Consider the following 24,436-nt stretch of genomic DNA (forward strand, 5'->3'; position numbering starts at 1 on the left):
TTCGGGTCGGCCGCCAGGTGCTGTGGTCACGAGCGCCCCAGTTCGTCGTCGAGCACGGAGAACAGTTCGTCGTCGGTCACCGACTCCAGGTCCTCCTCGCCTGCGTCGGCCGGCTGGGCCGGTCGCAGCCGGCCCAGCAGCGCCGCCAGCCGCAGCTCGATCCGGCTGTCGGCGGGCAGGGCGGCGAGGGTGCCTTCGAGGCGGTCCAGCTCGGCCAGCACCGGGAGCAGCGGATCGCTGTCCCCGGCCCCGAGTTGCCCATCGAGGTGCTCGGACAGGGCGTTGATGGTGGGGTGGTCGAAGAGCACGGTGCTGGGCAAGCGCAGCCCGGTGACCCGGTTGAGCCGGTTGCGCAGCTCGACCGCGGTGAGCGAGTCGAAGCCGAGGTCGAGCAGGCCGCGGTGGATCTCCAGGGCGTCGGGGGTCGGGTGGGCCAGCACCGCCGCGACCTGGCGCCGGACCAGATCGATCACCGCCTGGCGGCGGTCCTTTCCGGCGAGGCCGGCCAGCCGTTGCTTCAACTGCTCGGCGTCCAGCGGCCCCGCGCCCTCGGCGGCCCGCCGCCGGGTACCGGCGCCCGCCAACTGCTGGAGGATCCCCGGCAGGGTCCCCTCGGCGGCCCGGGCACGCAGCCCGGCCGTGTCGAACCGGGCGGTGAGCAGGGCCGGTTGGGGCAGCCGCAGGGCCGCGTCGAAGAGCGCGAGCCCGTCCGCCGCGGACATCGGGGCGATGCCGCCGCGAGCCAGCCGGTCCCGGCCCGCCGCGCCGAGTTGCTCGGTCATCTCGCTCTCGTCGGCCCACAGGCCCCAGCCGAGCGACACCGCGCCGACCCCGCTGTCCTGGCGGAACCGGGCCAGCGCATCCAGGAAAGCGTTGGCCGCACCGTAGTTGGCCTGCCCGGGGTTGCCCAGGGTGCCGGCCGCCGAGGAGAAGAGCACGAAGGCGGCGAGGCCGGTGTCCCGGGTCAGCTCGTGCAGGTGCCAGGCGGCGTCGACCTTCGGGCGCAGCACCTCGGTGAGTCGCTTCGGGGTGAGCGCGGCGGTGGTGGCGTCGGCCAGCACACCGGCGGCGTGCACCACCGCGGTGAGCGGGTGCTCGGCCGGGATCCCGGCGAGCAGCGCGGCCAGCGCCACGCGGTCGGCGGTGTCGCAGGCCAGCGTGGTCACCTCGGCTCCGAGCTCGGCGAGTTGGGCCGCCAGCCGGTCGGCGCCCGGGGCCGCCGGGCCGCGCCGGCTGGTCAGCAGCAGATGGCGGACGCCGTGCTCGGTGACCAGGTGACGGGCCACCAGGCCGCCGAGGGTGCCGCCCGCGCCGGTGATCAGCACGGTCCCCTCGGGGTCGAGCGCGGCGGCCTGCGCGGTGGCGGCGGGCACCCTGGCCAGCCGGGGTTCGTACACCGTCCCGGCCCGCACGACCGTCTCCGGCAGGCCGGTGGCGAGCGCGGCGGCCAGGTCCGTCCGGTCCACCCGGTCGGCGTCGACCAGCACCAGACGGTCCGGCTCCTCCTGCTGGGCGGCCCGCACCAGGCCCCGGACGGCGGCGCCGGCCAGGTCGGCGAGCCGGTCGCCGTCGACGGCGGCCACCGCGCCCGAGGTGAGCACGACCAGCCTGGACCGCGCGAAGCGCTCGTCGGCCAGCCACCACTGGACGGTCTCCAGCACCCGCCGGGTGGTCGCGTGCACCCGCTCGGGGACCTCGGCGTCCGCGCCCGTCTCGACGGGCACCGGCAGCACCACCTGGTCGGGCACCGGCAGGCCGCCGGCCAGCGCCTCGGCCACGGCGGCCGGATCCGCGAACACGTCGATGTCGGCGTGGGCGCCGCTGTCGGCCCAGGCGAGGTCGCCCAGGACGGCCCAGCGCCCTGGCGCGGCGGCCGGCTGCACGGCGTGCCGGACCCAGCCGACCGCAGTGGGCGCCGGGGCCTGGCTGCCCGCCCTGGCCAGCTGTTCGGCCGTGACCGGCCGGGCCAGCATGGACGCGACCGAAGCGAGCGGCGCGCCGGTGTGGTCCGCGAGGGTCACCGAGAAGGCGTCCGGTCCGCTGGGCGACAGCTTCACCCGGGCCCGGGTCGCACCGGCCGCCTGCAGGGCCACCCCGCTCCAGGCGAACGGCAGGCGCAGCCCGCCCTCGCCGTCCCGCAGGGTCTGCAGGGCCGCGACGTGCAACGCCGCGTCCAGCAGCGCGGGATGGATGCCGAAGCCGCCGGCCTCGGTCTCCTCGGGCAGCGCGATCTCGGCGTACAGGTCCTCGCCCAGGCGCCACGCGGCGCGCAGCCCCTGGAAGACCGGGCCGTAGTCGAGTCCGAATCCGCTGAAGGCGGCGTACGGGTCCGCGAGTTCCAGCGGCTGGGCACCAGGCGGCGGCCAGGCCGTGAGGTCCGCGGCGGCCGGCTGCGGGGCGTCCGGCGTGAGGGTGCCGGTGGCGTGCCTGGTCCAGTCCGGGCCGTCGTCGGCCCTGGAGTGCACGGTGACCGGTCGGTGGCCGTCCTCGTCCGCCTGGCCGACGGTGACCCGCAGCTGCACGGCGCCCGCGGCGGGCACCACCAGCGGGGCCTCGACGGTCAGCTCCGCCACGCCCGCGCAGTCGGCGTACCGGGCCGCGTGCAGGGCGAGTTCGGCGAAGGCGGCGCCCGGCAGCAGTACCGTCTCCAGCACGGCGTGGTCGGCGAGCCAGGGGCTGGTGTCGGCGGCCAGCCGGCCGGTGAGCACCACGCCCTGGCCGTCGGCGAGTTCGATCGCGGCGCCGAGCAGCGGGTGGTGGGTGCTGGTCTGCCCGAGACCGGCCGCGTTCTCCTCGGCGGCCGGCGCGTCCAGCCAGTAGCGGCGCCGGTCGAAGGGGTAGGTCGGCAGCTCGACCCGGCCGGTCGCGCCGGTGGCCAAGGCGGCCCAGTCCACCGCCACGCCCTGGACATGGGCCTCCGCCGCGGAGCGCAGGAAGCGGTCCAGGCCGCCCTGGTCCCGGCGCAGGGTGCCGAGCACGGCGCCCGCCTCGTCCACGGTGTCGCCGATCGCTCCGGTCAGCACCGGGTGCGGGCTCACCTCGACGAAGGCGCGGTGGCCGGCGCCGAGCAGCGCCCGGACGGTCGGCTCCAACAGCACGGTACTGCGTAGGTTCTGGTACCAGTAGCGGCTGCCGAGCACGGTGGTGTCGGGCAGCAGCTCACCGCTGACGGTCGAGTAGAACGGGACGCCGGCCGGGCGCGGGGTGATGTCCTGGAGGAGTTCGGCGAGCCGGTCCTCGATCGCCTCGACGTGCGGGGTGTGCGAGGCGTAGTCCACCGGGATGCGGCGGGCCCGCACGCCGGTCACCTCGCACCGGGCGAGCAACTCGTCCAGCGCCGCCGGCTCGCCGGCCACCACGGTGGCGCCGGGGCCGTTGAGTGCGGCCAGGTGGATCCGGCCCTGCCACGCGGTGAGCAGTTCGGTGGCCGCGGCCGCGGGCAGCGGCACCGAGACCATGCCGCCGGTGCCGGCCAGCGCGGCCAGCGCCTGGCTGCGCAGCGCCACCACCTTGGCGGCGTCGCTCAGCGAGAGCGCGCCGGCCACGCAGGCTGCCGCGATCTCGCCCTGCGAGTGCCCGATCACCGCGGCCGGCTCGACGCCGAGCGAGCGCCAGAGTTCGGCCAGCGAGACCATCACCGCCCACAGCACCGGCTGCACCACGTCCACCCGATCGAAGCCGGGCGCATCCGGCGCCGAGCGCAGCACGTCGAACAGCGACCAGTCGGTGAACTCGGCCAGTGCCGCCGCGCATTCGGCCAACCGCTCGGCGAACACCGGTGCGGACTCCAGCAGTTCGAGCGCCATCCCGACCCACTGCGAACCCTGACCCGGGAAGACGAACACCGCCCGGCCGTCCGAGCCGTCGGCACGACCCTGCACCAACTGTTCGGCGGAGTCGGCCGCGGCGAGCGCGTCGAGCCCGTCGAGGAAGCCCACCCGGTCGGCCGCGACGATCGCGGCGCGGTGTCCGAGCGTGCCGCGGGTGGTCACCAGGGCGTGGGCGATGTCGGCCGGCGCGAGGTCGGTGCGCTGCCGGACGAGTTCACCCAGCCGCCCGGCCTGGTCGCGCAGCGCGGCCGCCGAGCGGGCCGAGAGCAGCCAGGGCAACGGGGTGCCGAGGGCGTCGGGCCGCGGCTCCTGCACCGGCTGCGGCTCGGGGGCCGGCTGCGGTGCCTGTTCGAGCAGCAGGTGGGCGTTGGTGCCGCTGATGCCGAAGGAGGAGATGCCGGCCCGGCGCGGGCGGCCCTGCTGGGGCCACGGCAGTTCCTCGGTCAGCAGTCGGACCGCGCCCGCCGACCAGTCGATGTGCGGTGACGGCTCGTCGACGTGGATGGTCCTGGGCAGCACACCGTGCCGCATGGCCTGCACCATCTTGATCACCCCGGCCACCCCGGCCGCTGCCTGGGCGTGGCCGATGTTGGACTTGATCGAGCCGAGCCAGAGCGGCTGGTCGACCGGGCGGTCCTGCCCGTAGGTGGCCAGCAGCGCCTGCGCCTCGATCGGGTCGCCGAGCGTGGTGCCGGTGCCGTGCGCCTCCACCACGTCGATGTCGGTGGCGGCGAGTCCGGCGTCGGCCAGCGCCCGGCGGATCACCCGCTCCTGCGCGGGGCCGTTGGGCGCGGTGAGCCCGTTGCTCGCACCGTCCTGGTTCACCGCCGAGCCGCGGATCACCGCGAGGACCTCGTGGCCGCGCGCCCGGGCGTCGGAGAGCCGCTCCAGCAGCAGCATGCCGACGCCCTCGGACCAGATCGCGCCGTCCGCCGCCGCCGAGAAGGACTTGCAGCGCCCGTTCGGGGAGAGGCCGCGCTGGCGGCTGAACTCCACGAAGGCCGCCGGCGTCGCCATCACCGTCACGCCGCCCGCCAGCGCCAGGTCGCACTCGCCCCGGCGCAGCGCCTGCGCGGCCAGGTGCATGCCGACCAGTGAGGAGGAGCAGGCGGTGTCCACGGTGACCGCGGGCCCCTCGAAGCCGAAGGTGTAGGCCACCCGGCCCGAGGCGATGCTGCCCGCGCTGCCACTGACCAGGAAGCCCTCCAGGTCCTTGGGGATCCGCTGGACGCGCGAGGCGTAGTCGTTGTACATGATCCCGGCGAACACCCCGGTCGCGCTGCCCCGCAGGCCGGCCGGATCGATCCGGGCGTTCTCCAGCGCCTCCCAGGTGGTCTCGAGGAGCAGCCGCTGCTGCGGGTCGGTGGCCAGCGCCTCGCGCGGGCTCATCCCGAAGAAGTCCGGGTCGAACTCGGCCGCGTCGTACAGGAATCCACCCTCCCGCACATAGCTCTTGCCCGACCGCTCCGGATCCGGGTCGTACAGACCCGCCAGATCCCAACCACGGTCGGTCGGGAACTCCCCGATCGCGTCCACACCCTGCTCCACCAGCCGCCACAACTCCTGCGGCGAACGCACCCCACCCGGATAGCGGCAGGCCATCCCGACGATCGCGATCGGCTCATCGACAGCCGCCGCCACGGGCGCCACCGCCGGCCCGCCCACCACCGCACCGAGCAACCTGGTGCGCAGGTAGGCCGCCAGCGCGGCAGGGCTGGGGTGGTCGAAGACCAGGGTGGCGGGCAGCTTCAGGCCGGCCCTGGTGCTGAGCCGGTTGCGCAGCTCCACCGCGGTCAGCGAGTCGAACCCGAGGTCCTTGAAGGCCCGTTCGGGGTCGACGGTCTCCGGGCTGCCGTGCGCCAGCACGGCGGCCACCTCGGCGCGGACCAGGTCGACCAGCACCCGGTGCTGCTCGGCCTCGGAGCGGCCGGTCAGCAGCTCGGCCGCCGAGCCGGCGGCGGGGCGCGCCGTCGCCCGGCGGGCGGGGGTGCGCACCAGGCCGCGCAGCACCGGCGACAGCGTCCCCGCGGCGGCCTGCGCCCGCAGGGCCACGGTGTCGAACCGGGCCGCGACCAGCGCGGGTTCGACGGCGGTCAGCGCGGCGTCGAACAGGGCCAGACCCTGCTCGGAGCTCATCGCCGTGATCCCGGCCCGCGCCAGCCTGGCCCGGCCGACCTCGCCCAGCCCGGCGGTGAGCCCGCTCTCCTGGGCCCACAGGCCCCAGGCCAGCGAGACCGCGGGCAGGCCCTGGTCCCGGCGGTGCGCGGCGAGCGCGTCCAGCCCGGCGTTGGCGGCGGCGTAGGCCGCCTGGCCCGGGTTGCCGACCGTTCCGGCGAGCGAGGAGAAGAGGACGAAGGCCGACAACTCGTGTGCTCGGGTGAGTTCGTGCAGGTGCCAGGCGCTGTCGGTCTTGGCGCGCAGCACCGGGGTGAGCCGCTCAGGGGTCAGCGCGTCGAGGGTGGCGTCGTCGAGCACACCAGCGGTGTGCACCACCCCGGTGAGCGGGTGGTCGTCCGCGACCGTGGCCAGCAGGGCTGCCACCGCGTCGCGGTCGGCGACATCGCAGGCGGCGACGGTCACCCGCGCGCCCGACTCGCCGAGTTCGGCGACGAGTTCGGCCGCGCCGGGGGCGTCGGGTCCGCTGCGGCTGGTCAGCAGCAGGTCGCGCACGCCGTGCTCGGCGACCAGGTGACGGGCCACCAGCGAGCCGAGGGTGCCGGTGCCGCCGGTGACCAGCACGGTGCCGCCCGGAGCGAACGCCGGGCTCGCCGTGGCCGGCTCGGCGGCTTCCCGTGCCGACAGCCGCGGGACGAGGAACGCGCCCTTGCGCAGCGCCAGTTGTTCCTCACCGGTGGCCAGTGCGGCCGCCAGGGCCGGGCCGTCGACCGGCTGATCGGCGTCGAGCAGGACGATGTGGTCCTGGTGCTCCGCCTGGGCGGTACGGACCAGTCCCCAGAGCGCCGCCGCGGCCGGGTCCGCCACCGGCTCGCCCGGCCGCGCCGGCACGGCGCCCCGGGTGAGCACCACCAGCCTGGCTCCGGCGAGCGGGCCGGCCGAGCACTGCTGAATCACCGTCAGAACGGTTGCTGCCAAGGCATGCAGGCGCTCGACCGTGTCCGCCGCAACGGGCGGAACCGGCAGCACGACGATGTCCGGCAGCGTGGCGCCCGCCTCGACGGCGGCACCGAGCGCCGCGAGGTCCAGCGGCTGGGCGGCGTCCTCGTCGGCCGCGCCCTCGTCGGCGGCGTCCTCGTCGCCCGCGGCCGAGGGGTCGAGCCAGGCCACGGTGAGGTCGTCCAGCGCCGAGCCGGTGACCGGGCCATCGGCCGCCGAGCCCACCGCCTCGGTCCAGACCGTGCGGTAGAGCGTCCCGCCGGTGCCACCGGTCAGCCGGTCCGGCGAGATGGGCCGCACCGAGAGCGCGTCCACGCTGAGCACCGCGGCGGCCTGCGGGTCGGTCGCGGTGATCCGCACCCCGCCGGAGCCGTCCGGCAACAGTCGCACCCGCAGCTCGGTGGCGCCCGTGCGGTGCACTGCGGTGCCGCTCCAGGCGAACGGCAGCCGCAGTTCCTCGGCCCGGCCCGCGTCCCCGCTGCCGGTCGGCGCCAGGACTCCCAGCGCCACCGGGTGCAGCGCCGCGTCCAGCAGGGCCGGGTGCAGGCCGAAGCCGTCGGCGGCGGTGTCCGGGGCGAGCCGCACCTCGGCGAAGACCTCCTGGCCGCGCTGCCAGAGGCGCTGCAGTCCCTGGAAGGCGGGGCCGTAGTCGTAGCCCCGCAGCGCGAGCCGCTCGTAGGCATCGGCCAGGCCGACGGCCTCGGCGCCGGCCGGCGGCCAGAGCGCGGCCCACTCGGTGTCGTGACCGACCGGTTCGGCCGGCGCCAGGGTGCCCGCCGCATGCCGGGTCCACGGTTGTTCGGTCGGCTGAGCCGCCGCCCGCCCGTACACGGCGATCCGGCGCCGGCCGGTCTCGTCCAACGCGCCCAGGAACAGCTGCAGTTCGACGCCGCCCTGCTCCGGCAGCGCCAGCGGGCTCTCCAGGGTGAGGTCCTCGACCCGCGGGCAGCCCACCGTGGCACCGGCTGCGGCGGCCAGCTCCACCAGCCCGGCGCCGGGCACCAGCACGGTGCCGGTGACGGCGTGGTCGGCAAGCCACGGATGGGTGCGCAGCGAGAGCAGCCCGGTGAACACCAGGCCCTGCTCGTCGCCGAGTTCGACCGCCGCACCGAGCAGCGGGTGGTCGGCGCGGTGCAACCCCGCCGAGGTCACGTCGCCGGACTCCCGCGACGCGTCCAGCCAGTAGCGCTCGTGCTGGAAGGCGTAGGTCGGAAGCTCGACCGGCCTGGCCGGCCGGGCCGCGAGCAGCGCGGGCCAGTCGACCGTGCCGCCGTGCACCTGGGCCTCGGCCAGCGAGCCGAGGAAGCGGTCCCAGCCGCCGTCGTCGCGGCGCAGCGAGCCCACGGCCACCGCCGGGCTGGCGGCCTGCTCCAGCGTCTCCTGGATGCCGGTCACCAGGACCGGGTGAGCACTCGACTCGATGAAGAGCGAGCAGCCCAGCTCCAGTGCCGCGGCGGTGGCGAGGTCGAAGCGCACCGTGCCACGCAGGTTGCGGTACCAGTAGTCGGCGTCGAGCTCCGTCGTGTCCACCGCGGTTCCGGTGACCGTGGAGAGGAACGGGATGGTGGTGGCGCGCGGGGTGACCGGCGCCAGCAGCTCCAGGATCTCGGCACGGATCCGCTCGACGTGCACCGAGTGGGAGGCGTAGTCCACCGCGATCATCCGGGCCCGGTGCCCGGCGGCGGTGAGTTCCTCGTGCAGCGCGGCCAGCGCATCGGGATCGCCGGAGACGACGGCCGAGGCGGCGCCGTTCACGGCGGCGAGGGACAGGGTGTCCTCGCGGCCGGCGAGCAGGGCGGTCAGTTGCTCGGCGGGCAGCGCGACGGACATCATGCCGCCGGTGCCGGCCAGCGCGCCGATCGCCTGGCTGCGCAGCGCCACCACGCGTGCGCCGTCCCGCAGCGAGAGCGCTCCGGTGACGGTGGCGGCGGCGATCTCGCCCTGGGAGTGGCCGATGACCGCGGCCGGCTCCACGCCGAGCGAGCGCCAGAGTTCGGCCAGCGAGACCATCACCGCCCACAGTGCGGGCTGCACCACGTCCACCCGCTCGAAGCCGGGCGCACCCGGCGCCGAGCGCAGCACCTCCAGCAACGACCAGTCGGTGAACTCGGCCAGCGCCGCCGCACACTCGGCCAACCGCTCGGCGAACACCGGCGCGCTGTCCAGCAGTTCCAGCGCCATCCCGACCCACTGCGAACCCTGGCCCGGGAAGACGAACACCGGCTTCGCCGCCAACCGCGCTGCGCCGATTGTTAGTTGGGCAGCCGACTCAGCACGGGACAGCGCCTCCAGGCCTGCCAGCAGCGCGGCCCGATCCGCACCGACCACCACCGCCCGGTGCGCCAACCCCGCGCGATGCGCCAACGCAGCCGCGACCTCGGCCGGGCGCAACTCCGCACGCTCCGAGACGTGCTGGTGCAGCCGCCGGGCCTGTTCCCGCAGCGCCCCCTCACCCTTCGCCGACAACACCCACGCCACCGGGCCGCCTTCGTCCTCGGACGCGGCTTCGACCTCGAAAGGCTCGGCCTGCTCCAGGATCACGTGCGCGTTCGTCCCACTGATCCCGAAGGAGGACACCCCCGCCCGACGCGGGCGCCCGTCCACCTCCCACGGCACCGGCTCCGTCAGCAGCGACACCCCGCCCGCCGACCAATCCACATGCGGCGACGGCGCATCCACATGCAGGGTCCGCGGCAACACACCGTGCCGCATCGCCTCTACCATCTTGATCACACCCGCCACACCCGCAGCCGCCTGCGTGTGGCCGATGTTCGACTTGATCGAGCCGAGCCAGAGCGGCTGATCGGCCGGCCGGTCCTGCCCGTACGTGGCGAGCAGCGCCTGCGCCTCGATCGGGTCGCCCAGCGCCGTCCCGGTGCCGTGCGCCTCCACCACGTCCACGTCCGCGGTGGCGAGCCCCGCCACCGCCAACGCCCGCCGGATCACCCGCTGTTGCGAGGGCCCGTTCGGCGCCGTCAAGCCGTTCGACGCGCCGTCCTGATTCACCGCACTACCGCGCACCACCGCCAGCACCGGATGCCCGTTACGCCGCGCGTCCGACAATCGCTCCAGCACCAGCAGCCCGACACCCTCGGCCCAGGCCGCCCCGTCGGCGGCCGCCGCGAACGGCTTGCACCGCCCGTCCGGCGCCAACCCGCGCTGCCGGCTGAACTCCACGAACACCGCCGGAGTGGCCATCACCGCCACGCCGCCGGCCAGCGCCAGCGAGCACTCGCCGCCGCGCAGCGCCTGCGCCGCCAGGTGCAGCGCCACCAGCGACGAGGAGCACGCCGTGTCCACGGTGACCGCAGGACCCTCGAACCCGAAGCTGTAGGAGACCCGACCCGAGGCCACACTGCCCGCGCTGCCGCTGACCAGGTAGCCCTCGAAGCCGTCCGGGGCCTGGTTGTGCCGGGAGCCGTAGTCGTCGTACATCACGCCGGTGAACACCCCGGTGTCGCTGCCCGCCAGCGCGGCCGGGTCGATCCCGGCCCGCTCCAGCGCCTCCCAGCCGGTCTCCAGCAGCAGCCGCTGTTGCGGGTCGGTGGCCATCGCCTCGCGCGGGCTCATCCCGAAGAAGTCCGCGTCGAACTCCGCCGCCTCGTACAGGAATCCACCCTCCCGCACATAACTCGTGCCGCTGTGCTCGGGATCCGGATCGTAGAGCCGCTCCAGATCCCACCCACGATCGGTCGGGAAACCACCGATGACGTCGTCACCCTCAGCGACCACCCGCCACAGGTCCTCCGGCGAACGGATCTCCCCCGGATAGCGGCAGGCCATGCCGACGATCACCACCGGATCGTCGTCGAGCTCGCCACGCAGCCCGGTCACAGGGACCAAGGCCGTTGCTGTGCCGAGCAGTTCGCTGTGCAGCCGACCGGCCAGCGCGTTCGGGGTGGGATGGTCGAAGACCAGGGTGGCCGGCAGCCGCAGCCCGGTGGCCGCGTTCAGCCGGTTGCGCAGCTCGACCGCGGTCAACGAGTCGAAGCCGAGCTCCTTGAACGCCCGCGCCGGGTCGACCGCTTCGGCGCCGGCGTGGTTGAGCACGGCGGCCACCACGCCGCGGACCAGGGCGAGCAGCGTCTCGCGCTGCTGGGCCTCGGGCAGGTTCCGCAGCCGGTCCGCCAGCGTGGCCGCGTCCGGGTCGGCGCCGCCCTGGGCCGAGCGCCGCACCGGGGTGCGGACGAGACCCCGCAGCAGCGGCGGCAGGTCGCCGGCGACCGCGCGGGCCCGCAACGCCCTGAGGTCCAATCGGGCCGGCACCGCGAGGTGGGTGTCCGAGGCGAGCGCGGCGTCGAAGAGCGCGAGGGCGAACTCGGCCGGCATCGGCGCGAGTCCGGTCCTGGCCATCCGGGCGTGTTCGGTCTGCCCGAGGTGGCCGGTCATCCCGCTGCCGTCGGCCCACAGGCCCCAGGCGAGCGCGAGGGCGGGCCGGCCGGCGGCCCGGCGCTGGGCGGCCAGGGCGTCGAGGACCGCGTTGGCGGCAGCGTAGTTGGCCTGCCCCGCCGTGCCCAGGGTGCCCGCGATGGAGGAGAAGAGTACGAACGCCGAGAGGTCCAGGTCCGCGGTCAACTCGTGCAGGTGCCAGGCCGCGGCGGCCTTGGCATGCAGCACGGCGGCCAGTTGGTCCGGCGTCAGCCGGTCGACCGTCCCATCGTCCAGCGTGCCGGCCGCGTGCACGACGGCCCGCAGCGGGCGGCCGGCCGGGAGCAGCGCGAGCAGGTCGCCGAGCGCCACGCGGTCGCCGGCGTCGCAGGCGGCGACGGTCACCCGGGCGCCCGACTCGGTGAGTTCGGCGACGAGTTCGGCCGCGCCGGGGGCGGCGGGTCCGCTGCGGCTGGTCAGCAGCAGGTCGCGCACGCCGTGCTCGGCGACCAGGTGGCGGGCCAGCAGCGAGCCGAGGGTGCCGGTGCCGCCGGTGATCAGGACGGTGCCGTCGGCGCCGAACCGACCGGCGGGGAGGGCCTGTTGCAGAGCAGTCTGCGCCGAAGCATCGGGCGCGGGGACGAGGCGGGCCAGGCGCGGGGCGTGGCAGTGCCCTCGCCGGACGGCGAGCTGCGGTTCGCCGCTCGCCAGTGCGGCGGCGACGGACCGCGCGGTCCACTCGTCGGCGTCCAGCAGGATCAGCCGGCCCGGGTGCTCGCTCTGCGCGGAGCGCACCAGGCCCCAGACCGCCGCCGCGGCGAGGTCGGTGACCTCGGCCGGATCGCCGACCGCCGCCGCGCCCCGGGTCAGCACGACCAGCGGCGTGCCGGCCAGCCGCTCCTCGGCCAGCCAGTCCTGCAGCGTCCGCAGCACCCGGGTGGTCGACTCGGCCACCGCATCGATCGGCCCGGCCAGGTCGGAGCCGGGGCTGGGGAGCACGGGCAGCACGACCGCCTCGGGCAGCGGGTCCTGCGCGGCCACGGCCGGCACGTCGGCCAGCGGCGTGCCGAACTCGACCGCGCCGAACTGCGGGGCGAGCACCGCCCAGTGGCCCGGCTCAACCGAGGACACCGCCTCGACGCGGGTCCAGTCGATGCCGAACAGCGCCTGGCGGGCCGGGTCCTGGGCGTCGGTGAGCCCGTCGGCCGAGATCGGCCGCAGTTCCAGCGAGGCCACCGAGACCACGGCCTGCCCGGTCCCGTCCACGGCGCTGAGCGAGATTCCGCCCGGGCCGTGCGGAGCGATCGTGACGCGCAGCGCGGTGGCGCCCACCGCGTGCAGCCGGACGCCGCTCCAGGAGAACGGCAGCAGGCCGGGCTCGCGCTCACCGAGCAGGCCGAGCACCACGGGGTGCAGCGCCGCGTCCAGCAGCGCCGGGTGCAGGCCGAAACCGGCCGCCGCGCCGCGGTCGTCGGCATCGAGGGCCACGTCGGCGTAGACCCGGTCGCCCGCCTGCCAGGCGGCCCGCAGGCCCTGGAAGACCGGGCCGTAGCCGTAGCCCTGCTCGACCAGGCGCTGGTATGCGCCATCCAGGGCCACCGCGGTGGCGCCGGCGGGCGGCCAGGCCGCGTCGGGCGACGGGGCAACGGACGCACCGTCACCCGGGCGCAGCAGGCCGGTGGCGTGGCGGGTCCAGGTGGGGTCCTCGTCGTCGTCCGGGCGGGAGTAGACGCCGAGTTGCCGGCTGCCCCGCCCGTCGGGCGCGCCCAGCGCGAGCTGGACGCGCACCGCGCCGCGCTCGGGCAGGATCAGCGGCGCCTCCAGGGTGAGGTCCTCGATCGTGTCGCAGCCCACGTGGTTGCCGGCCTCGACGGCCAGTTCGACGAACGCGGTGCCGGGGAGCAGCACGGTCCCCGCCACGGCGTGGTCGGCCAGCCAGGGGTGGGTGTCCAGCGCCAGCCGACCGGTCAGCAACAGGCTGTCGTCGGCGGCCAGTTCGGTCGAGGCGCCGAGCAGCGGGTGATCCGCCGTCGCCAGTCCGGCGGAGCTGACGTCGGCGTTCTCCGCAACCGGTTCCAGCCAGTAGCGGCGGTGCTGGAAGGCGTAGCCGGGCAGCGGGACGGTCCGGGCGCCGTGGCCGGACGGCCCGGTGGGCCAGCGCACGTCGAGCCCGTTGACGTATCCCTCGGCTGCCGAGATCAGCAGCCGGCCGAGGCCGCCTTCCGCACGGCGCAGCGTGGGGACCGCCACTGCGGCCACGCCCTGCGCCTCGAAGGTCTCCTGCATCGCCATGGTCAGCACCGGGTGAGCGCTGACCTCGATGAAGACCGTGTGGCCCTGGTGCAGCAGCTCGCTGGTGACGGCCTCGAACTCCACGCTCTGGCGCAGGTTCTGGTACCAGTACTCGGCGTCGAGCAGGCCGGCGTCGGCCTCGCCGCCACCGACGGTGGAGCGGAAGGCGATGGTGGGCGTGGTCGGGGCGAGCCCGGCGAGGTCGGCCAGCAGGCGCTCCCGGATCGCCGTCACATGGTCGGAGTGGGAGGCGTAGTCGACCGGCACCCGGCGGGCCCGGACGCCCTCGGCCTCGCAGGCGGCGAGGAGTTCGTCGAGCGCTTGCGGCTCGCCGGAGACCACCACCGACTGCGGCCCGTTGACCGCGGCGACGCCGATCCGGCCGGCCCACTGCGCCAGCCTGCTGCGCAGGTCGTCGACCGGCAGCGCGACGGAGACCATGCCGCCGGTGCCGGCCAGCGCGCCGAGGGCCTGGCTGCGCAGCGCCACCACCATGGCCGCATCCCGCAGCGAGAGCGCGCCGGCGACACAGGCCGCCGCGATCTCGCCCTGCGAATGCCCGATCACCGCGGCCGGCTCGACGCCGAGCGAGCGCCAGAGTTCGGCCAGCGAGACCATCACCGCCCAGAGCGCGGGCTGCACCACGTCCACCCGCTCGAAGCCGGGCGCACCCGGCGCGGAACGCAGCACCTCCAGCAACGACCAGTCGGTGAACTCGGCCAGCGCCGCCGCACACTCGGCCAACCGCTCGGCGAACACCGGCGCGCTGTCCAGCAGTTCCAGCGCCATCCCGACCCACTGCGAACCCTGGCCCGGGAAGACGAACACCGGCTTCGCCGCCAACCGCGCTGCGCCGATAGTTAGTTGGGCAGCCGACTCAGCACGGGACAGCGCCTCCAGGCCAACCAGCAGAGCGGCCCGATCCGCACCGACCACCACCGCCCGATGCGCCAACCCCGCCCGAGCCGCCAACGCAGCCGCGACCTCGGCCGGACGCAACTCCGCACGCTCCGACACGTGCTGGTGCAGCCTCCGGGCCTGCTCCCGCAGCGCCCCCTCACCCTTCGCCGACAACACCCACGCCACCGGGCCGCCTTCATCCTCGGACGCGGCTTCGACCTCGAAAGGCTCAGCCTGCTCCAGGATCACGTGCGCGTTCGTCCCACTGATCCCGAACGAGGACACCCCCGCCCGACGCGGGCGCCCGTCCACCTCCCACGGCACCGGCTCCGTCAGCAGCGACACCCCGCCCGCCGACCAATCCACATGCGGCGACGGCGCATCCACATGCAGCGTCCGCGGCAACACACCATGCCGCATCGCCTCAACCATCTTGATCACACCCGCCACACCCGCAGCCGCCTGCGTGTGCCCGATGTTCGACTTGATCGAGCCCAACCACAACGGCCGTTCGGCCGGCCGGTCCTGCCCGTAAGTCGCCAGCAGCGCCTGCGCCTCGATCGGATCCCCCAGCGCCGTCCCAGTGCCGTGCGCCTCCACCACGTCCACCTCGGCAGCCGACAGCCCCGCCACCGCCAACGCCCGCCGGATCACCCGCTGTTGCGACGGACCATTCGGCGCCGTCAACCCGTTCGACGCACCGTCCTGATTCACCGCACTACCGCGCACCACCGCCAGCACCGGATGCCCGTTACGCCGCGCGTCCGACAACCGCTCCAGCACCAGCAGCCCGACACCCTCACCCCAGCCGGTGCCGTCGGCGGCCGCCGCGAACGGCTTGCACCGCCCGTCCGGCGCCAACCCGCGCTGCCGGCTGAACTCCACGAAGGTGTGCGGGGTCGCCATCACCGCCACGCCGCCGGCCAGCGCCAGCGAGCACTCCCCGCTGCGCAGCGCCTGCGCCGCCAGGTGCAGCGCCACCAGCGACGAGGAACACGCGGTGTCCACCGTGACCGCAGGACCCTCGAACCCGAAGCTGTAGGAGACCCGCCCCGAGGCCACACTGCCGTGGTTCCCGACCAGCAGCAGCCCCTCGTAGCCCTCCGGCGCGCGCTGCAGCCGCGAGCCGTAGTCGTGGTACATCACCCCGGTGAACACGCCCGTCCGGCTGCCACGCAGGGCGGCCGGGTCGATCCCGGCGGCCTCCACCGCCTCCCAGGCGGTCTCCAGGAGCAGCCGCTGTTGCGGATCGGTGGCCATCGCCTCGCGCGGGCTCATCCCGAAGAAGTCCGCGTCGAACTCGGCTGCCTGGTGCAGGAATCCGCCCTCGCGCACATAACTCGTGCCGCTGTGCTCGGGATCCGGATCGTAGAGCCGCTCCAGATCCCACCCACGATCGGTCGGGAAACCACCGATGACGTCGCCGCCCTCAGCGACCACCCGCCACAGGTCCTCCGGCGAACGGATCTCCCCCGGATAGCGGCAGCTCATCGCCACGATGGCGATCGGCTCATCGACCGGCGCGGCCGCGCCGACCACGGCGAGCCGGCCGGACTCGGCGGAGCGGCCCTGGAGTTCCCGGTCCAGCTGGGCGACGAGCGCGGCGGCGGTCGGGTGGTCGAAGAGCAGGGTGGCCGGCAGCCGCAGCCCGGTGGCCGCGTTCAGCCGGTTGCGCAGCTCGACCGCGGTCAGCGAGTCGAAGCCGAGCTCCTTGAACGCCCGTCCCGGGTCGACGGTGGCGGAGTCCGCGTGACCGAGCACGATCGCGACCTGCGCCCGGACCAGGTCGAGCAGTTCGTGCTCGCGGTCGGCCTGTGGCAGCGCGGCCAGCCGCTCCGCCAGGGCCGAGCCGCCGCCCGCCGCCTCGGCCGCCCGCCGGGGGGCCGTCCGGACCAGAGCGCGGAAGACGGGTGCGAGCGTGCCCGCCGCGGCCTGGGCGCGCAGCCCGGCCTGGTCGAGCCGGACCGGCACCAGGTGCGCGGCCGGCGCGGTCAGGGCTTGGTCGAAGAGAGCGAGCCCCTCTTCGGAGCCGAGCGGGACGATGCCGGCCCGGCCGAGCCTGGCCGTGTCCACCGAGGCCATCGTCCGGGTCATGCCGCTGGCCTCGGCCCACAGGCCCCAGCCGAGCGAGGTCGCGGGCAGTCCGAGCGCCCGGCGCTGGGCGGCCAGCGCGTCCAGGAAGGCGTTGGCCGCACCGTAGTTGGCCTGCCCGCCGTTGCCGGCGGTCCCCACCACGGAGGAGAAGAGCACGAAGGCCCGCAGGTCGAGACCCGCGGTGAGCTCGTGCAGGTGCCAGGCCGCGTCCGCCTTGGGCCGCAGCACCCGGTCCAGGCGGTCGGCGTCCAGCGCCTCCACCGTGCCGTCGTCCAGCAGCCCGGCCGCGTGGATCACCACGCTCAACGGGTGCTCGGGATCGACCAGTTCGAGCAGTTCCGCAAGGGCTGCGCGGTCGCCGACGTCGCAGCCGGCGATGGTGACCGCGGCGCCGTGCGCGAGAAGTTCGGCCTCCAACTCGATGGCGCCCGCGGCCTGCTGCCCGCTGCGGCTGGCCAACAGTAGGTGCCGCACGCCGTGTTCGGCGACCAGGTGCCTGGCCAGCATGGCGCCCAGCGTGCCGGTCGCACCGGTGATCAGCACCGTGCCCTCGCCGTCGAACGGCGTCACGGTGGCGGCGTCTGGGGCGGCGGCCGCGGTGGCGGCCCGGCCTAGCCTGGGCACGAAGGCCGCGCCACCGCGCAGCGCCAGCTGCGGCTCGGCTTGCAAGAGGGCGGGCGACAGCGCCGGCCCTGCCATGTCGTCGAGGTCCAGCAGGCCGAAGCGGTCCGGGTGTTCGAGCTGCGTGGAGCGCAGCAGACCCCATGCGGCGGCGGCCGCCGGATCGTCGACCCGACCGTCCCCGGCCGCGACCGCGCCGCGAGTGACCAGCACCAGCCGGGTCCGGTCGGTGCGCGGCTCGGCCAGCCACTGCTGGACCAGGGCGAGGGCCCGGTGGGCCACCTGGTGGACAGCCGTGACGGGATCGGCCGTGACGGGGTCGGCTGCCGCGCCCTGGCCGGCTTCCATGACGAGGCCGGTGAAGTCGGCCAGGACCAGGCCGGGCAGCTCCGCCGTCTCGTCGTGCGCGGCCAGCAGCTCACCCAGCTCGGCGAAGGGCGCGACCCGGGCGCCGGCCGCCGACAGGCCGTCGGCCAGCGCACCGCCGCCCAGCACCGTCCACTCATCGGCACCGGCCGGACCCGCCGACTCGGTGGGCAGCGCGACCGGCTGCCAGCCCAACTCGTACAGCGCGCCGCCGTGCCGTCCCGCGCCCAGCCCCTGCGGGGCGAGCGCCCGCAGCCCCAGCGCGTCCACCGAGGCCACCGGGGCGCCGGTGGCGTCCGCGACGGTCAGCGCCACGGTGTCCTCGCCGACCGGGGTGATCCACACCCGGAGCGTGCCGGCGCCCACCGCGTGCAGCCGCACGCCCGTCCAGGAGAACGGCAGCCGGGGCGGCGCGCCGGGGTCGGTCCCGGCGCCGCCGAGGTCCAGCACCAGCGGATGCAGTGCGGCGTCCAGCAGCGCCGGGTGCAGGCCGTAGCGGGCCGCCTCGGCACGCTGCTCCTCGGCGAGCGCGACTTCCGCGTACAGCTCGTCGCCCGCGCGCCAGGCCGCGCGCAGCCCCTGGAAGACCGGCCCGTACTCGTAACCCCGGTCGGCCAGCCGCTGGTAGACGTCGTCGAGGTCGAGCCGCCGCGCGCCGGCCGGCGGCCAGGCGGTGAGGCCCTCGGGGCGCTCGCCCGTCGCGGCCGCGCTCAGCAGGCCGGTGGCGTGGCAGGTCCAGAGCGCCTCATCGTCGTCGTCTTCGAGGTGCGAGTGCACGCTGACGGTCCGTCGACCGGACTCGTCCGACGCGCCCACCCGGACCTGCACCCGTACGGCACCGTGCTCGGCGACCACCAGCGGTGCCTGGAGCATCAGCTCGTCCAGTTGCCCGCAACCCAGGTGGTCACCGGCGGCCAGCGCCAGTTCGACGAAGGCGGTGCCGGGCAGCAGCACGGTGCCGAGTACGGCGTGGTCGGCCAGCCACGGGTGGGTGTGCCGGGAGAGCCGGGTGGTGAGCAGCAACCCGTCGTCCTCGGCCAGGGTGATCCGGGCGCCCAGCAGCGGGTGGTCGGCGCCGGCCAGGCCGAGCTCGGCCGCGTCCGTGCGGGCGGGCGCGGTGATCCAGTAGCGCTGCCGTTGGAAGGCGTAGGTCGGCAGGTCGACCGGACGACGCGGCGCGGCGCCGAAGACCACCTGCCAGTCCACCACCGCACCCCGCACCAGCGCCTCACCGAACGAGGTCAACAACCGGCGCAACCCACCGTCGTCACGACGCAGCGAACCCACCGCCACCCCGCCCGCACCCAGACTCTCCAGCGTCTCACCGATCCCCACCGTCAGCACCGGATGCGCACTGCTCTCCACGAACACCAGATGACCATCCGCCACCAGCGCCCGCGTCGCCTCCTCGAACCGCACCGGATTGCGCAGATTCTCGAACCAGTACGAACCATCCAACGCGTCCGTCTCGATCCGGGCACCGTGCAACGTCGAGTAGAACGCGACCTCGGACCGACGCGGCGTCAGACCCGCCAACGCCTCCGCCAACGGCTCACGCAACACCTCCATGTGCGGCGTGTGCGACGCATAATCCACCGGAACCCGCCGCGCCCGCACCCCCTCCACCTCACACGCCGCCAGCAACTCCCCCAACGCCTCGACATCACCGGCCACCACCGTCGACCCGGGCCCGTTCACCGCCGCGACGTGGATCCGCTCCGGCCACGACGCCAGCCGCGACACCACCTCAACCTCGGGCAGCGGCACCGAGACCATCCCACCCGACCCCGCCACGGACGCCAACGCCCGACTGCGCAGCGCCACCACCTTGGCGGCGTCGCTCAGCGACAGCGCGCCGGCCACGCAAGCCGCCGCGATCTCACCCTGCGAATGCCCGATCACCGCAGCCGGCTCCACCCCGAGCGAGCGCCAGAGCTCGGCCAGCGAGACCATCACCGCCCACAGGGCAGGCTGCACCACATCCACCCGATCGAACCCGGGCGCCCCGTCCGCACCCCGCAGCACCTCGGTCAGCGACCAGTCCGTGAACGGAGCCAACGCCTCCTCACACGCCGCGATCTCCGCCGCGAACACCGCAGACTCAGCCAGCAACTCCCGCGCCATACCCACCCACTGCGACCCCTGCCCCGGAAACACGAACACCGTGCGACCACCGCCCACGGCACTCCCCGACACCACACCCGCCGCCGGCTCCCCCGCAGCCACCGCCGCCAAACCCGCCAACAACTCCGCCCGATCACCCCCCAACACCACAGCCCGCTCACCGAACACCGACCGCCCCACCGCCAACCCGAACGCCAGCTCAGAGACCGGAAGTTCGGGCTGCTCGTGCAGGTGACCGAGCAGCTTGGCGGCCTGGGCACGCAGCGCCGCGCCGTCCTTGGCCGACAGCAGCAGGGGCAGCGGGCCGCCCAGCGCCGAGGCGGGTTCGTCCGCCGCCACCGGTTGGTCCTGTGGCGCCTCCTCCACGATCACGTGGGCGTTGGTGCCGCTGATGCCGAACGAGGAGACGCCCGCCCGGCGCGGGCGGCCGGTGGCGGGCCAGTCGACGGCCTCGGTGAGCAGCGCGACGGCGCCGTCGGTCCAGTCCACGTGCGGCGAGGGCGCGTCCACGTGCAGGGTGCGGGGCAGCCGGCCGTGGCGCAGCGCCATGACCATCTTGATCACGCCGCCGATGCCGGCCGCCGCCTGGGAGTGGCCGATGTTCGACTTCAGCGAGCCCAGGTAGAGCGGCGTGCCCGCCTGTCGGTCCTGGCCGTAGGTGGCGAGCAGCGCGCCCGCCTCGATCGGGTCGCCGAGGGTGGTCCCGGTGCCGTGCGCCTCGACCGCGTCCACGTCCGCCGTGGAGAGCCCCGCGCCGGCCAGCGCCTGCCGGATCACCCGCTCCTGCGAGGGCCCGTTGGGGGCGGTCAGGCCGTTGCTGGCACCATCCTGGTTGATCGCCGAGCCACGAAGGACGGCGAGCACCTGGTGGCCGTTGCGCCGGGCGTCGGAGAGCCGCTCCAGCAGCACCAGGCCCGAGCCCTCGGCCCAGCCGGTGCCGTCGGCGCCGGCCGCGAAGGCCTTGCACCGCCCGTCCACGGAGAGCCCGCGCTGCCGGCTGAACTCGACGAAGATCCCGGGGCTCGCCATCACGGCGACACCGCCCGCCAGCGCGAGACGGCAGTCGCCCTGCCGCAGCGCCTGCGTCGCCAGGTGCAGCGCGACCAGCGAGGAGGAGCATGCGGTGTCGACGGTGACGGCGGGCCCTTCGAGGCCGAAGGCGTACGCGATCCGCCCGGAGGCCACGCTGGTGGTGCTGCCGGTCAGCAGGTAGCCGTCACTGCCCTCGACGCTCTCGTGCAGCCGCGGGCCGTAGTCCTGGGCCATCGCGCCCACGAAGACGCCCACCTGCTCGCCGCGCAGCGCGGCCGGGTCCAGCCCGGCCCGCTCGAACGCCTCCCAGGCGTTCTCCAGCAGCAGCCGCTGCTGCGGGTCCATCGCGGCGGCCTCGCGCGGGTTGATGCCGAAGAACGCCGGGTCGAACTGGTCGGCGTCGTACAGGAATCCGCCCTTGCGGGTGTAGGTGGTGCCGGGCCGGGTGGGGTCGGCGTCGTAGAGCGCGTCCAGGTCCCAGCCGCGGTTCGTCGGGAAGTCCGCGACCGCGTCGCGTTCCTCGGCCACCAGCTGCCACAGGTCCTCGGGCGAGCGGACGTCACCGGGGTAGCGGCAGCTCATCGAGACGATGGCGATCGGCTCGTCGAGCCCGGCACTGGACCGGGTCACGGTGGCGCGATCCGGAGCGGCCCCGGCCAGTTCGGCGGCGAGGTGGGCGGCGAGCCGGCTCGGGGTCGGGTGGTTGAAGAGCAGGGCGGCCGGCAGCCGCAGGCCGGTGGCCTCGGCCAGCCGGTTGCGCAGCTCGACCGAGCTCACCGAGTCGAACCCGAGGCCCTTGAAGGTGTCGGCGCCCTCGACGGTGTCGCCGCTGACGTGCCCGAGCACGATCGCCACGGCGGTGCGCACCACGTCGAGCAGGATCCGGGTCCGATCGGTCTCGGGCAGCCCGGTCAGGCGCCCGGCGAGCGTCCCGGTGTCATCGGTGTCGGCCGGCTCGGCCGCCATGGCCCTGGCGGCGGCGGGGCGAGCGGAGCCGGTCGGCGCCGGGTCGGACAACTCGAGCCAGTAGCGCTGCCGTTGGAAGGCGTAGGTCGGCAGGTCGACCGGACGACGCGACGCGCCGCCGAAGAACACCTGCCAGTCCACCACCGCACCCCGCACCAGCGCCTCACCGAACGAGGTCAACAACCGGCGCAACCCACCGTCGTCACGACGCAGCGAACCCACCGCCACCCCGCCCGCACCCAGACTCTCCAGCGTCTCGCCAATGCCCACCGTCAGCACCGGATGCGCACTGCTCTCCACGAACACCAGATGACCATCCGCCACCAGCGCCCGCGTCGCCTCCTCGAACCGCACCGGATTGCGCAGATTCTCGAACCAGTACGAACCATCCAACGCGTCCGTCTCGATCCGGGCACCGTGCAGCGTGGAGTAGAACGCGACCTCGGACCGACGCGGCGTCAGACCCGCCAACGCCTCCGCCAACGGCTCACGCAACACCTCCATGTGCGGCGTGTGCGACGCATAATCCACCGGAACCCGCCGCGCCCGCACCCCCTCCACCTCACACGCCGCCAGCAACTCCTCCAACGCCTCGACATCACCAGCCACCACCGTCGACCCAGGCCCGTTCACCGCAGCCACATGGATCCGCCCCGGCCACGACGCCAACCGCGACACCACCTCAACCTCCGCCAACGGCACCGAGACCATCCCACCCGACCCCGCCACCGACGCCAACGCCCGACTCCGCAACGCCACCACCTTGGCGGCCTCGCTCAGCGACAGCACACCGGCCACACAAGCCGCCGCGATCTCACCCTGCGAATGCCCGATCACCGCATCCGGCACCACCCCGAGCGAACGCCACACCGCCGCCAACGACACCATCACCGCCCACAGGGCAGGCTGCACCACATCCACCCGATCGAACCCCGGCGCCCCGTCCGCACCCCACAGCACCTCGGTCAGCGACCAGTCCGTGAACGGAGCCAACGCCTCCTCACACGCAGCGATCTCCGCCGCGAACACCGCAGACTCAGCCAGCAACTCCCGCGCCATACCCACCCACTGCGACCCCTGCCCCGGGAACACGAACACCGTGCGACCACCATCCACGGCACTCCCGGTCACCACACCCGCCGCCGGCTCCCCCGCAGCCACCGCCGCCAAACCCGCCAACAACTCCGCCCGATCACCCCCCAACACCACAGCCCGCTCACCGAACACCGACCGCCCCGTCGCCAACCCGAACGCCAGCTCAGACACCGGAAGTTCGGGCTGCTCATGCAGGTGACCGAGCAACTTGGCGGCCTGGGCACGCAGCGCCGGCCGGGTCCGGGCGGAGACCAGGACGGGCAGCGGCTCGGGCACCACCGGGATGCTCCGCGCGGGGACCGGCAGGACGGCCGGCGGTTCGACGACCACCAGATGGCAGTTGGTCCCGCCCATGCCGAACGAGGAGACCCCGGCGAGCAGTTCGCCCTCGCGGTCCGGCCACGCGCGCAACTCGTCCTGGACCCGCAGCCGCAACTCGTCCAACGGGATGTCCGGGTTGGGCGTGCGGTAGTTCAGGCTCGCCGGGAGTTGCCGGTGGCTGACGCTCAACGCCACCTTGAGCAGGCCGACGATGCCTGCGGCGCCCTCCAGGTGACCGACGTTGGTCTTGGCGGAGCCGACCAGCAGCGGTGCGTCCGCCGTCCGCCCGGCACCCAGCACCGCCCCGAGCGCGGACGCCTCGATCGGGTCGCCGACCCGGGTGCCGGTGCCGTGCAGTTCGACGTACTGGACCCGGGCGGGGTCCACGGCGGCCCGCCGGTACGCCGCGCGCAGCACCCGCTGCTGCCCCTCGGCACTCGGCACGGTCAGTCCTTCGGAGGCCCCGTCGTTGTTGACCGCGCTGCCGGAGATGACGCAGTAGATCCGGTCACCGTCGGCGAGTGCGCGCGACAGCGGCTTGAGCACCACCGCGCCACCGCCCTCGCCCCGCACGTAGCCGTTGGCCCTGGCGTCGAAGGTGAAGCACCGCCCGTCCGGGGACAGGCCGCCGAACCGGACGCTGCTCATGGTGCTCTGCGGCAGGATGTTCAGGTTCACCCCGCCCGCGATGGCCACGGTGGACTCGCCGCGCCGCAGGCTCTCGCAGGCCAGGTGCACGGCGACCAGCGAGGAGGACTGACCGGTGTCGACGGTGAGGCTGGGGCCCTGCAGGCCGAGCGTGTAGGAGACCCGGTTGGCGATGATGCTGCGATGCGAACCGGTCAGGGTGTGCCGGCCGATCGCCGCCATGCCCTGCTGGTACGCGAGGGTGGCGTAGTCGTCCCAGACCGTGCCGACGAAGACGCCGGTGCGGCTGTCCTGCAGCGCACCGGGCACCACGCCGGCGTTCTCCAGGGCCTCCCAGCTCAGTTCCAGCATCAGCCGCTGCTGCGGGTCCATGGCGGCCGCTTCGCGCGGGGAGATGCTGAAGAACGCCGGGTCGAACTGGTCGATGTGGTCCAGGAATCCGCCGTACCGGAGCGGCAACTCCGCGCTCTCCCACCGGCCTTCGGGGGCCTCGGTGATGGCGTCGACCCCGTCGCTGAGCAACCGCCAGAACTCCTCGGGAGTCGCGGCCCGGGGCAGCCGGCAGGCCAGCCCGACCACCGCGATCGGCTCGTGCTCGGCGTGCCGGGGAAGGGATGCGGAAGTGATGTCAGCCGTCACCGTGTTCGTCTCTTTCTCGTCAGAAA

General features: G+C 74.7%; 1 protein-coding gene. It reads right to left on the reverse strand.

Annotated elements, in window-relative coordinates; translation table 11 throughout:
* Positions 1 to 26: 26 nt before the first annotated feature.
* Positions 27 to 24,410, reverse strand: coding sequence for a type I polyketide synthase (locus P3T41_RS30615; protein ID WP_280693822.1), 24,384 nt, complete (start codon positions 24,408 to 24,410; stop codon positions 27 to 29).
* Positions 24,411 to 24,436: the final 26 nt, after the last annotated feature.

This window comes from Kitasatospora sp. GAS204B (genome assembly GCF_029892155.1).
Lineage (GTDB): Bacteria > Actinomycetota > Actinomycetes > Streptomycetales > Streptomycetaceae > Kitasatospora.